The 14,025-nt window shown below is 28.8% G+C and carries 9 protein-coding genes; 8 read left to right on the plus strand and 1 reads right to left on the minus strand.

The window, feature by feature from the left end; translation table 11 throughout:
• Positions 1 to 66: 66 nt before the first annotated feature.
• From ileS to BM020_RS03035, 3 genes are all read left to right on the plus strand, one after another.
• Entirely contained in the window at positions 67 to 3,477 is a 3,411-nt protein-coding gene (gene ileS, locus BM020_RS03025) for an isoleucine--tRNA ligase (protein ID WP_074798123.1), read from the plus strand.
• 8 nt (positions 3,478 to 3,485) lie between these two features.
• Positions 3,486 to 5,696: a phosphoribosylformylglycinamidine synthase subunit PurL gene (purL, locus tag BM020_RS03030; protein WP_067148148.1), complete on the plus strand. Its 2,211-nt coding sequence runs from the start codon at positions 3,486 to 3,488 to the stop codon at positions 5,694 to 5,696.
• A 256-nt stretch (positions 5,697 to 5,952) separates the two neighbouring features.
• Complete coding sequence (locus tag BM020_RS03035) at positions 5,953 to 7,179, plus strand: molybdopterin molybdotransferase MoeA (RefSeq protein WP_067148146.1); 1,227 nt, start codon at positions 5,953 to 5,955, stop codon at positions 7,177 to 7,179.
• 236 nt (positions 7,180 to 7,415) lie between these two features.
• Here BM020_RS03035 and BM020_RS03040 read toward each other — a convergent pair whose 3' ends face one another.
• Complete coding sequence (locus BM020_RS03040) at positions 7,416 to 8,087, minus strand: hypothetical protein (protein WP_074798125.1); 672 nt, start codon at positions 8,085 to 8,087, stop codon at positions 7,416 to 7,418.
• Positions 8,088 to 8,292: 205 nt separating this feature from the next.
• Between BM020_RS03040 and BM020_RS03045 the strand changes: the two genes are divergently transcribed.
• The 5 genes from BM020_RS03045 to BM020_RS03065 all read left to right on the plus strand — a co-directional run bounded on the left by BM020_RS03045 (position 8,293) and on the right by BM020_RS03065 (position 13,907).
• Complete coding sequence (locus BM020_RS03045) at positions 8,293 to 8,901, plus strand: Ada metal-binding domain-containing protein (protein ID WP_074798127.1); 609 nt, start codon at positions 8,293 to 8,295, stop codon at positions 8,899 to 8,901.
• A 226-nt stretch (positions 8,902 to 9,127) separates the two neighbouring features.
• Complete coding sequence (locus BM020_RS03050) at positions 9,128 to 10,285, plus strand: site-2 protease family protein (protein WP_074798129.1); 1,158 nt, start codon at positions 9,128 to 9,130, stop codon at positions 10,283 to 10,285.
• A 244-nt stretch (positions 10,286 to 10,529) separates the two neighbouring features.
• On the plus strand, positions 10,530 to 11,756 hold the full coding sequence (locus BM020_RS03055) for an FprA family A-type flavoprotein (protein WP_074798131.1): 1,227 nt from the start codon (positions 10,530 to 10,532) through the stop codon (positions 11,754 to 11,756).
• Between the two features lie 451 nt (positions 11,757 to 12,207).
• Positions 12,208 to 12,624 carry a ferritin-like domain-containing protein gene (locus BM020_RS03060; RefSeq protein WP_067148131.1) on the plus strand — a complete coding sequence of 139 codons (417 nt, stop codon included), beginning with the start codon at positions 12,208 to 12,210 and terminating at the stop codon, positions 12,622 to 12,624.
• Between the two features lie 485 nt (positions 12,625 to 13,109).
• Complete coding sequence (locus tag BM020_RS03065; RefSeq protein WP_067148127.1) at positions 13,110 to 13,907, plus strand: transcriptional factor MsvR; 798 nt, start codon at positions 13,110 to 13,112, stop codon at positions 13,905 to 13,907.
• Positions 13,908 to 14,025: the final 118 nt, after the last annotated feature.

Below are 14,025 nucleotides of genomic sequence, written 5' to 3' on the forward strand. Positions count from 1 at the left end.
TAAAAATCATATTTATTTAATCATTGTTAAAAAATTTAAAAAATCACTGTTATTAGGAGAATCATTATGCCGTTAAAAGAGGCGGAGAAAAATTATGACTTTAAGAAAATAGAAGAAAAGGTCCAAAACTTTTGGGAAGATTCTGATATTTATGCTAAAACAAATAAATTACGAGCTAATGGTCCAAAATATTCCTTTTTAGATGGACCTCCATATTGTAGTGGTAAAATACATTTAGGTACTACTTGGAATAAAGTTATTAAAGATACTTTGTTACGTTATAAATCTATGAATGGATTTAAATTAAGAAGACAAGCTGGATGGGATATGCATGGTTTACCTATTGAACATAGGGTAGAACAATTATTAGGTATTGAATCTAAGCAAGAGATAGAAGAAAAATATGGAATAGATAATTTCATTGATAAATGTAAAGAATTTGCAATGGAAAATAAATTTGCAATGACTGAACAGTTTAAAAGATTAGGAGTTTGGATGGATTGGGATAATCCTTACATGACATTAGATCCTAAATATATGGAATCAGCTTGGTGGACTCTTAAAAAGACTCATGAGAAAAATTTACTTACAAAAGATAAAAGGGTAATCAGTTGGTGTCCTCATTGTGAAACTGCACTTGCTGCAGCTGAGATTGATTATACTGAAGGAGAAGACCCATCTATTTATCTACGTTTCCCATTAAAAGAAAAATTAATCACTGATGATGCTTATCTAAATTTAAGACAATCTTTCTTAGTATGGACAACTACACCTTGGACACTTCCTGGAAACTTGGCTATTTGTTTAAATGAAGATTTTGAATATTCTTTTGTTAAAGTTGATGGGAGATTAAATCAAGGTGAAGATGAAATTTTAATCATTGCATCTGAGCTTTTAGAAAGTGTTTTAGGACCAATTGAAGTGATTCATAAAAATAAATTACCGAATCCTAAATATGATCCAGAAAACGAAGAATCTAGTGAGAAAAAATACATCATTGAAGAAGTACATGAAGTGATGTATGAAATCATTAAAACTCTAAAGGGGTCTGAGCTTTTAGGTTTAAGTTACCTTTATCCTTTAGCTGAAGAAGTACCTAAACAAATGGAAATTGAAGCTGAAAATGAATTAGTTCACACAACTTTCCATGGAGATCATGTAGAATTAGGTGAAGGTACTGGTTTTGTACATACTGCTCCTGGACATGGTCCTGAGGACTTTGAAATTGGTCAAGAAATCGGACTTCCTATTCACTGTCCTGTAGATGAAGCAGGCTGCTTTAATGCTGATGGTGGTACCTATGCTGATGGATTTACTAAAGATTTAAATGATACAATCATTGCTGATTTAATTGCAAAAGACTTAATCTTTAAACATGAGACTATTAACCACAGATATGGTGTATGTTGGAGATGTAAAACTCCTATTATTTACTTAGCTACTGAACAATGGTTTATTAAAGTGCCTGAAATTAAGGAAAAAATGTTATCTGAGATTGATAGAGTAGAATGGGTACCTAAATGGGCTGGTGAAGGAAGATTCTATGACTGGGTAGCTAATGCTAAGGATTGGACTATTTCAAGACAAAGATACTGGGGTATTCCAATACCTATTTGGATTTGTCCAGATTGTGGTGAAATTAAAGTAATAGGCTCTGTAGAGGAACTTAAAAAAGAATCTATTAATGAAATAACTGCAAGTGATGAAGATTTAGTTCACAGACCTTATGTTGATGAGGTATTAATTAAATGTAATTGTAGCTGTGAAAGTCCAATGAAGCGTATTCCTGATGTTTTGGATGTATGGATTGACTCAGGAGTAGCAGGCTGGGCGGCTCTATACTATCCTCAAGAGGAAAAAATGTTTAAGGAGTGGTATCCTTATGACTTTATTTGTGAAGGCCATGACCAAACAAGAGGATGGTTCTATTCTCAACTAGGTACAGGTGTAATTGTATTAGACCAAGCTCCATATAATAAAGTTTTAATGCATGGATTTGTATTAGACGAAGAAGGTAAAAAAATGAGTAAGTCTTTAGGTAACGTAGTTCAACCTGAAGAAGTTATTGAAAAGTATGGTGTAGATGTACTTAGATTCTACCTTTTATGGGCTTGTAAACCATGGGATGACCTTAAATTTGTTTGGGATGAATTAAACAATGTTAAAAAGATGTTTAATATCTTTTGGAATGTATATGTCTTTTCAACTACTTATATGGCTCTTGATGAATTTGACCCAGCAAAATGTATAGTGGATGGTCCAGATGCAAATATCACACTTAGAAATGAAGATAAATGGATTTTATCCTCTGTAAATTCACTTGCAAAAGAAGTAGGTGAAGATATTAATAATGTCTATTTCCATTTAGCAACTAGAAAAATTAATAATTTCATACTTGAAGATTTAAGTAGATGGTATGTAAGATTAATTAGGGGAAGAACTTGGGTAGAAAGTGATGATCCTGATAAATTAGGTGCATACTACTCACTTTACACTACTCTTAATACATTAATCCATTTAATGGCTCCTATCACTCCTCATTTATCTGAAGAAGTATATGAAAACTTAGTTAAAAACTTAGATGATGGTGCAGCTGAAAGTATTCATATGGATGATTGGATTTATGATGAAGCTTTAATTGACAAAGAACTTGAAGCTAAAATGGATAATCTAAGAGATATTATTGAAGCAGCTGCAAGAGCAAGAGATGTTGCAAGATATAAACTTAGATGGCCTGTAAGTGATATTACAGTTGTATCTCAAGATGATGAAATCTTAGAAAGTGTAGCTTATCTTGAAGATGTAATTAAAGATCAATCTAATACAAAAGAAGTTTTAACTGCAACAGAGTTTGAAAACCTTACTTTCATTGTAAAACCTAATCTTAAAACATTAGGTCCAAGACTTAAAGGAGATATGGGCATTGTACAAAAATTCTTTGCAAAAGCAAAAGCAGATGGAATTGGCAATTCTATAAAAGACAGTTTAGATGGCACTGGTAAGTATATTGTAAGAGGGGAAGATAGAGAAGGTAATTTAAAGGAAATTGAACTTTCAGCAGATGATGTTCTTTATGATTCTGAACTTCCTGATGATGTTGTAAGTGCTGAATTTAGCGGAGGAAATGTATTTGTAAATACTAAAATCACTCCAGAGATTTTATCTGAAGCTATGGCTCGTGAACTTATTAGAAGAATCCAAGATATGAGAAAAGATATGGATTTAGATGTTGAAGCTAATGTTGGTGTTATGGTAAACACTGATAGTGAATTTAAAGAATTAGTTGAAAAACAGTCTGGTTTAATAAGTGAGGAAGTTAGAGCTAAATCCCTTATAATCTTTGATGGAAAAGCTTGTGAAATTTGTACGGATAAGGGCAGTGAAGAAAATCTTGATGAGGATATTTCTATTGAATACTCAAAAGAATGGATTATTGAAGATAATAAAGTAATTATTTCTGTTGTTAAACTTAGTTAGGTGTTTAAATGACTTTGACAGATTCTGAAGTAAAATATATTGAAGGAATTCTAAAAAGAGAAATGAACGACTTAGAAGAGGGGATGTTAGATGTAATGTTCTCTGAACATTGTTCATATAAAAGTAGTAGGCCAATTTTAAGATTGTTCCCTACTGAAGGAGAAAAGATAATTTTAGGGCCTGGAGATGATGCAGGTCTTGTATCTATTACAGATGAATATGCTCTTGCTGTAGGTATGGAAAGTCATAATCACCCTTCAGCTATTGAACCTTACGGTGGAGCAGGTACTGGTATTGGAGGTATCTTAAGAGATATTATATCTATGGGTGCAATGCCAATAGCTCTTCTTGATAGTCTACGTTTTGGCCCACTTGAAGATCAGAAATCAAGATACTTATTTGAACATGTGGTGGAAGGAATATCTGACTATGGTAATAGGGTAGGTGTTCCAACTGTTGGTGGAGAAATTGAATTTGATGAATCTTTTAGAACAAATCCCCTTGTTAATGTATTATGTGTAGGGCTTGTTAAAAAAGATGAAATTGTACGTGGAATTGCTCCAAATGTTGGAGATGTTTTCTTACTTATGGGTGGAACTACTGGCCGTGATGGAATTCATGGAGTAACCTTTGCATCTGAAGAGTTAACTTCTAACTCTGAAACTGAAGATCGCCCTGCTGTTCAAGTAGCTGATCCATTTACTAAAAAAAGAGTACTTGAAGCGTCACTTGAAATCTTAGAAAAAATCGATTGTTCTGGTGTAAAAGATTTAGGTGGAGGAGGCTTAACTTGCTGTGTTTCTGAACTTGTAGATAGTTCAGAAAATGGTGCAGTTGTAGACCTTAGAGCTATTCCTCTTCGTGAAGAAGGAATGACTCCTTATGAAATTATGCTTTCAGAATCACAAGAACGTATGATTTTTGTAATTAATCCAAAAGATGTAGAACTAGCACAGGCTATTTGTGATAAACATGAAATTCCTTCTGCTGTAATTGGAGAAGTTACTGATGGAAACCATATGATTGTTAAAGACTTCGATGCTGATGTGGATTTACAAATATTATGTGATTTACCGACCATTCTTTTAGCAGATCCTCCTTCATTAGATAGAGAAATGAAAGAGCCTATTAAAGCTAATGATTTAGTGGAAGTTGTTGATGGTCCAATTGATGAATCATTAATTAAAATATTATCTTCTCCTAATATTGCAAGTAAAAAATGGGTTTACAAGCAATATGATCATGAAGTTCAAACTAGAACTCTTGTAAAACCAGGAGATGATGCAGCAGTATTACAAATTGATGATGAAACAGCTATTGCAATATCTGCAGATTCTAATACAATTCACACTAAATTATCTCCATATGATGGCGGGGCAGGAAGTGTAGCTGAAGCTATTCGTAATGTGGTTTCAATGGGTGCAAAACCCTATGCTGTTGTAGATTGCCTAAACTTTGGTAATCCAGAAACTCCTGAAATCCTTTGGCAATTTAAGGAATGTATTAAAGGTATGTCTGATATTGCAGAGAAATTTGAATCTCCAGTTATTAGTGGAAATGTAAGTTTCTATAATGAAACAGAGGGCATTAAAATTAATCCAACTCCTGCAGTTGGAGTTATTGGTGTTGAAAACCTAGGAAACATTAGAACTCTTCCATTTAAACAAGAAGGAGATAAAATCATAATCATTGGTAAAACTTATGATGAAGTTGAAGGTTCTGAATATCACAGGGCTCTACACTCTCTTGAACAAGGAGATGCTCCTAAAATTAGAATTGAAGATGAGTTAGCAGCTGCTAATACAGTTTTAAACCTTATTGATAAAGATAAAGATTACATTAAATATCTTGAAGGTGAGGAAGAACTTGATATAACTGCTGTTCACGATGTTTCTGCTGGGGGAATAGCTATTGCATTATCTGAAATGATTATATCTAGTAATTTAGGTTGTGAAATAGATATTAATTTAGTTCCTAAAGAAGCAGATATCAGTGAAAATAATCTATTATTCTCTGAATCTCATGGAAGATACATTATATCTGTCAGCCCAGAAAAATCAGATGAAATCATCAATGCTATTGATATAGAAGCTGCTATTATTGGTGAAGTTAAAGGAGATTCATTAATAATCAACAATAAAGATGAGAATATTGTAGATTTAGCTGTTAATAAATTAAATAATGCTTATAATGGTGTTATTGAAAAGTATATGGCTTAATAAGAAATTATAAAAATTTAAATGTGAAATAAAGATTTAGGGTTTTTTAGGTTTTTTCTCTATTTATTTATTTTCACATTTTTATTTAAACTAATTTTATTAGTTTTTTCTTTATTTTATTGGTTAATTATTTAATAAATTATTTTAAAATTAATTTAATTGTAATTTATTAAATAATTAATTGAATTTATTTTAATTAATTTTCATTTTAATATTTAAAGGTAATTTAGGTAAATAATAAGTATAGGGCGATAATATGAAGTTTATATCAAATTTAATTCCATTAGAAGATGCTTTAGCTAAAATTGATAAGAATCAAAAGATTATGGATACAGAAAAAGTTCATGTTAAAGATTCTCAAGGTAGAGTTTTAGCTAATCCTATATCTTCTTATCATAATTCTCCTCCATTTGATAAATCTGCTATGGATGGTTATGCAGTAATAGCAGAAGATACATTTGGAGCTTCTAATAATCTGATAAAAGAATTAAAAATTATTGATAGAATTGGAGCAGGTGACTTTTCAGATAAAACTTTAGCTCATGGTGAAGCTATTGTAATCGCTACTGGTGCACCAATTCCAAATGGTGCAAATGCAGTTTTAATGAAAGAATATAGTTATGAAGATGGAGATAATTTAGAAATCCACTCTCAAGTTACTCCTAGTGAGAATATTTCTCCAAAAGCTGAAGACATAGCTAAAGGAGATGAAATATTAGGTTCAAATGTTTTAATTAGACCACAAGAAATGGGTTTAATTGCATCAGCAGGACATAGTGAAGTAGAAGTTTATAAAAAGCCAAGAGTGAAATTAATTATCACTGGAAATGAATTAGTAGAACCTTCTCCAGAACTTGATAAAGCTAAAATAATTAATTCTAATCAATTTACCATTGCAGCGCTAATTAGAAGTGCTGGAGCTATTGTAGATATAGATCATGCTTGTGATGATTTTGAAGAAGTAAAAGAAACTATCAATAAAGCAACAAAAGAGTATGATGTTGTTATTACAACTGGCGGAACAGCTATTAGTAAAGGAGATGTAGTTGTTGATGCAGTTGAAGAATTAGGTGAAGTATTATTCCATGGTGTTGCAATGAGGCCAGGAAAACCTGTTGGTGCTGGAATTGTTAATGGTACTCAATTATTTATGCTTTCAGGGCAACCTGTAGCTGCCATGGCTCAATTTGATATCATTGCAAGGGATTATTTATTTAAAATGCAAGGAATCGATTATTCTCATAAAGTTATTAGAAGGTGCTCTGATACTAAAATACCATCATCTCTTGGAAGAACTGATTACATAAGGGCAGTAGCTGATGATGAAAGTGTATATCATGTATTAAATAGAGGTTCTGGCATTATACGTTCTATGGTTGAAGCTAATTGTTATATTATTATTGATGAAAACCATGAAGGTATTGAAAAAGGAGATATGGTTGATTTAATTTTCTTTAATGATATGGTATGGCCTACTCTTTAGAGTTTAGGTTATTATTTTTAAATACTATTAAATACTATTAAATACTATTAAATACTATTAAATACTATTGAAAACTATTAAAAATTATTTAAAATTTTTAAAACTTTAAAAAAAGAACTTTAGATAAGAATTTTTAAAATTCTTATCATCACTATTTTTTAATTATTTTATTTTTTATTAATATTATTAATTAACTATCTTTATCAGTTAACAATTCTTATAATTTTTTTCTTTATTTAATATCGACTTCTCTGTCCTAATTTATAGAATAAATAGTATGCAAAGTAATCGTCATGTTTATTTCTACTGCTCTTAGTTCCTTTGGAATATCCATTTCTATAGCCTTCTTCATAGGCATATGCTTCTTCATATTCTCTTTGATTTTCAATATAATCTTTTTGAGCAGTATTTAATTTTTCATTAAATTTTTCTTTAGAAAATGATGATTTAGGGCTATAAGAAACGATTTTTTTCATAGTTGAATTAACATCATTTCCATCATAGGATAATGCATAGAATGTTTTATTTGATTCAAAGAATAAATAAGTTACATTATGATTAACGATATTTCTATGACTATAATAAGCAACGGCATGATGCCCATCAATTTCCATCTCTTCAACATCATAAACTTCTTTATTTGTTGATTCATAACCATAATTATCTCTTAAGGATTTATCATTATCCATACTTACCAAGCCAAAGGTAAATACATTATTTAAAAGATAATCCCCACTTGTATTTCTTCCACCTCCATACTCTGGTGGAATTTGGAAATCAATGTTATTTATAGTTATATTTACCCAATCAGAACTCTCTACATCATTATTTTTAGCAATTGCTGAACTGATAGATAAAAGTGCTATAATCCCTATTACACATATTAAAAAAATAATTTTTTTATTCATATTTTATTCTATAGCTCTTTTTATTTTTAAAAATTTCTTTTTTATTTAAACTCTTTATTTTTGAGTATTGCTTTAAAATTATTTTATAAAACTTAAAATTATTTTATAAAACAATATATAATACTTTAAATAAATTATTATTATTTAAGAAATTTCATTTGGAGTTGTTATTATATTTTTCAAATCTAAGTTTAAAAAAATAACTTTGTTCATTTTAATCGTATTTCTCATTTTATTAGGTGTTGGGCTTGTATCTGCTATAGATATTGATGATAATTCTGACGATTATATTTTAAATGAAAATCCGTCATTATTAGTGAGTTCTGTTCCATATACTGCTAAAACACCATCAAAAATTAGCACTATTGTTAAAGCTCCAAAAGTAACTAGTAAATATAATAAAAATACTTATTTTAAAGTTACAGTTAAGGACAAATCAAATAAAAACCCTATTAAAGGTCTTAAACTAAAGCTTAAAGTTTTTACAGGAAAAAAATATAAAACTTATACTGTTAAAACTAATTCTAAGGGTGTAGCTAAATTTAAAACTAAGGAATTGAAGATTGGCACTCACAAAGTTCTTATTAAGTCTGCTGATAAAAGATATTCTCTAAGTTCTAAATCATCAATTGTAATTAAAAAGACTCCCACTAAAAGGAAAGGCTATTATGTAGCTAGTCGAAATTCTGATAAGTTCCATTATTCTTCATGTGCTTCTGCAAAAAGAATAAAGTCTTATAATAGAATCACTTTTAGTAGCAGGTCTTCAGCTATAAATCAAGGATACAGACCTTGTGCAAGATGCCATCCTTAATTAATTCTATTGTTTTTTATTTTTCTATTTTTAAAGCATCATTTCAAAATTTAAAGTTTTGAATTTGATACTTTTTTATAGTATAAAACTTAATAATAGTATTAAAATAAAAATTTTAATTCTTTTAATATTTTTCAATTAGTTTATTAAAATCAATTTAGTTTATTAAAATCAATTTAGTTTATTAAAATCAATTTAGTTTATTAAAATCAATTAATGTGTTAATATGAACGGTATATATTATTATGTAATAGCTTTTTTAGTTATTTGGACTATTGCAATTGTATTTAAAGATAAACTCATAAATTATGGGCTTGAAGTTAATTTTCCTCTTTTGATGTGGAAAACACAGAGATTGAGAGGTTTTATAGATAGATTAGCGAGTCTTGCTCCAAGATTTTGGAAAGGGTATATGAATATAGGGATTGTTATATCTACTGGGCTTATGATTCTAATGGCTGTTAGCTTGGTTTATTCCTTAAAAACTTTAATGTATACTCCTACAGTTAGCTTAATCGTTCCAGGAGTTGAAGTTCCAGGATCTCCAATATTCATTCCTCTACTTTCAGGCCTTATAGCACTTACAACAGTTTTAATAGTACATGAATTTAGTCATGGAATCTTATCAAGAGTAGAAAAAATTAGTATAAATTCTATAGGCTTATTGTTATTTGCAATTCTTCCAGGAGCTTTTGTTGAACCTAACGAAGAGGAATTAAATGAATTAAGCCGTCCTGCAAAGATGAGAATTTATGTAGCAGGTTCTATGGCTAATTTATCCTTAGCAGCTATTGCTATTGTTATTATGATGACTTTATCTTCATTTGTTATACCTGCTGTATTTGATGAAGATGGTGTTGTAGTTAATAGATTAACCGAAGATGGTAATGCAATTAATTATTTATCTGAAGGAATGGTAATTAAAGAAATAAACAATATCACTATAAATGATTCTCAATCTTATCAAAAAGCAGTTGCTACTTTAAAACCAAATACAAATATTAATATTCAAACGGATCAAGGAGATTATAGTTTCCAATTAAAGCATAATCCTAAAAATAAATCTTTAGCTTATATGGGTATTCAAGCTAAATCAAATAAGGTTATTGGAGATGATTATGATAATCAGTTTTATACTCCTTTATTATGGATTTTAATCCCCTTAAATGAACTATTATTTTGGATATTTTTCCTAAACTTTGCAGTTGGTACATTTAATTTACTTCCAATGAAACCTTTAGATGGCGGACATTTATTTGAGAATTTATTATCTTATATTGCACCAGAAGGTCTTTATAGGCCAATTGTAACTTTTATGTCTTTTTTTATAGGGATTATAATTATTGTTAGCTTAGTTGTTGGCTTTGTTGGAGTGACCTTATAATTATTTTCTATTTTTTTTATAATAAAAAAATTTGTTCGTATTCTACAAAACCAAAACTTTATATATATTAAAATTCATATAAATAATTGTTTAATTATTTACGAACTAATAATAACTATTAGTTTGAAAATATTAAATTAGTAATACTTTAAAAATTTATTTTTATAGAATCTTAAGGATTAAGCTTTCTAAAAAATAAATTTAAATGAATCAAAGTATTAATAAATTTAGTTGAGGAATTGAAATGAAAGCAAAATCTGAAAAAATAGGTGATGGGGTATACTGGATTGGTGTACTTGACTGGGACTTAAGATCTTATCATGGATACACTTTATATGGAACTACTTACAATGCATACATTGTTTTTGGTGAAAAGGTAGCAATTATTGATAATGCTTATCCTGGAAAAACTGAAGAGATGATGGCACGTATCGAAGATGCATTTGAACAAGAAGGTAGAGAAATGAAAGTTGACTACATTGTTCAAAACCATGTTGAAAAAGACCACAGTGGTGTTTTATATGATTTATGGAAGAAATTCGATGCACCAATTTACTGCAGTAAAATTGCTGAAGGCGGTTTACTTAGACACTATCCTAAATTAGAAGAAGCAGACTTCAACATCGTTGGAACTGGCGACTCTCTTGATTTAGGTGGTAAAACTTTAGCATTCTTAGATGCATTCTTACTTCACTGGCCTGACAGTATGTTTACCTTACTTGCAGAAGATGGAATACTATTCCCTAACGATGCATTTGGCCAACACTTATGTTATGCAAAAAGATATGATACTGACATTCCAGAAAACATAGTTATGGATGCAGCTCAAAAATTCTATGGTAACTTAATCACTCCATTAAGTAAAAAAGTACTTAATAAATTTGATGAGATTATTGAATTAGGTCTTTTAGAAAAAGTGAAAATGATTGCTCCTTCCCACGGACAAATCTGGACTGATCCAATGAAAATCATTGGGGCATACAGTGATTGGGCTACTGGTAAAGCTGCAGAAGATAAAGTAACCATTGTTTATGACACTATGCACTACTCTACCCAAAAAATGGCTCATGAAGTAGCTGAAGGAATAATAGCAGAAGGATACGATGTAGAAATGTACTTCTTACATGAAGATGAAAGAAGTGAAATAGTAAAAAGCATATTAACCAGTAAAGCTGTTGCTTTTGGTATTCCTACTATTAACGACTTCCCATTCCCAAGTATGGGAGACATTATTTACTACTTAAAAGGCCTTCACTTTAACAGAACTGGATTTAAAAGACCTGCTATAACCTTTGGTTCTATGGGGGGAAGAGGCGGAGCTGTTGAATTTATTGCAAATGAATTAACTGAATGTGGATTCGAAGTTCTAGATCAACAAGAAATTTACTATGTCCCTGCTGCTGAGGATGATGAAGCAAGTTTCAAATTAGGTCAAAAATTAGTAGAAGAAGCAAAGAAATTAGAACTTTAAATTTAGATTTAAATCAAGTTTTAAATTAAGAAAATAGAATTTAAGTTAAATTTTAAATTAAGAAAATAGAATTTAGCTTAAATTTATAATTAAGTATTTGTAAGAAATAATTTATAAAATTCTAAAATTTTATTTTAAGATTATTTTCTTATAAATGCTCATTTTTTATTTAAAATTTTATTTTAAGATTAAATTCTTTAAACAATCATTTTAAACATTTTTTTATTAATTAGTTCCTATAAAAATTAAAAATTAGCTTAAACTAAAATTAAACACTCATAAATATTTTTAAAACTAATTAATATTGCATGTATAAATCTCTTAGAAATTTCATAATTTTTATATAAATCTCTTAGAAATTTCATAATTTTAAAAATTATTAATCATATATTGAAGTTTTTATGAGATTTTCAATATTTTAATAAACTATAATTTTATTGGAGGCACAACAATGGCTGAATATGAACGTAAAGTTGGAGTAACTAAAGGTACTCCTGTAGAAAAAGAAGTACAAGCAAATTACATGGGTGAATGTCAAGAAGTAGGTATTTACATGGCTATGGCTAGACAAGCATCTAGTGAAGGATACGGAGAATTAGCAGAAGTCTTTAAAAGATTAGCATTTGAAGAAGCTGAACATGGTGCAAGATTTGCTGAAATGAATGGAGTAATTAAACCAAGTTTATCTGAAAACATTGACATGATGTTAGAAGGAGAGTTAATGGCTAATGTAGAAAAAAGAGAAGCTGCTGATAAAGCTCAAGAAGCAGGTATCGAAGATGCAGCTGACTTCTTTAGAGAAAGTTCCAAAGATGAAGGACGTCATTCCAGAATCTTAAAAGGAATTAAAGAAAGATACGGGTTATAATCAATCTTAATCTTTTCTTTTTTAAACAAAATCATTTAAATCAAATCAAAATCAAATCTCAAATCAATTAAAGTTTAAATTTTTTATTTTTTCTAGTTTTATTAATTAATTTTTTTATAAATTTTTTATTTTTTCTAGTTTTATTAATTAATTTTTTTAATAAATTTTTCATAATTTTTTATAAAAATTTTAAACTTATTAAAACTCTTATAATAAGTAATATTTTTAAAATTTGTTCGTATTTTTTCCTTTATACTTTATATTTTATACAAAATATTCGTGTTTTTAACTAAAAATTCTTATAATTATAATAAACTGTTCGCACTCAAATCTAAAAAATAAAACATTTTGTAAATATAAGAACAAGTATATATGTTAGAAAGTTTATACTATAGGTATAAAACAAATTTATTGCTTTAATTATTTTAGAATTTTTTATTAAATTAATATAATTACAAATTATTTAAGTTTTTTGAGGGTTAAAAATGGTAAATGAAGAAAAAACTATTCAACCAAAGGCGATTCAAATTTTTGCAAAAGCTCCTGGTGAGCTTGGTGTAAATGTAGTTAAAAGTCCTGTAAAATTAACTATTCTTTCTATGTTAAAAGATACTGATATGGAATTTGATGAGATTGTTAAAAACACCGGTAAATCAAAATCTACTATTTCTGTTCATTTAAAATCTTTAAGAGAAGATGGAATTGTAAGTTACAGGTTTGATGCAAATGACCACAGAAAGAAAATCTTCTTTATTAATTCTAAATTCTTAGGTGAAGTTGAATCTGGAGATGAAAAAGAATTAGAAGAAAGACAATCTGAATTCTTGGTTAAAAATATCTTAGATGTAGATAACTTTAAATTCTCATTCCTTTTATTCCACACTTTAAGATCTAACTTAATCCAAGAAGGAATTAATATCAACCCTGTATTGAACCAATCTGGTAAAAATATAGGTGCAGCAATGTATGAAAAACTTTATGAGGATGACATTAACAAATTCTGTGACAATATTTGTGAGTTTTGGGATGAAAATGGTTTAGGTAAACTTGAAATCAAATTAGGGGATATTATTGACATTACTGCTTATGAATGTTTCGAATGTAGTTTACTTCCTAAAAAAGGAAAGCCAACTTGTTACTTAGATGCAGGTATTTTTGAAGCTTTATTTGCAAATTATCTTAAAAAAGATGTTTTAGTAACTGAAGTAAAATGTTTCTCAATGGGTGATGACTGTTGTAATTTCTTAATAGAATCCCCAGATGGAGAAGCTTTTTCCTATTAAGTTAATAATTTTTATTATTTCTTTTTTATTTTATTTTATTTTATTTTATTTTATTTTATTTTATTTTATTTTATTTTATTTTATTTTATTTTATTTTATTTTATTTTATTTTATTTTA

Origin of the sequence: Methanobrevibacter olleyae (genome assembly GCF_900114585.1) — an archaeon.
GTDB lineage: Archaea > Methanobacteriota > Methanobacteria > Methanobacteriales > Methanobacteriaceae > Methanobrevibacter > Methanobrevibacter olleyae.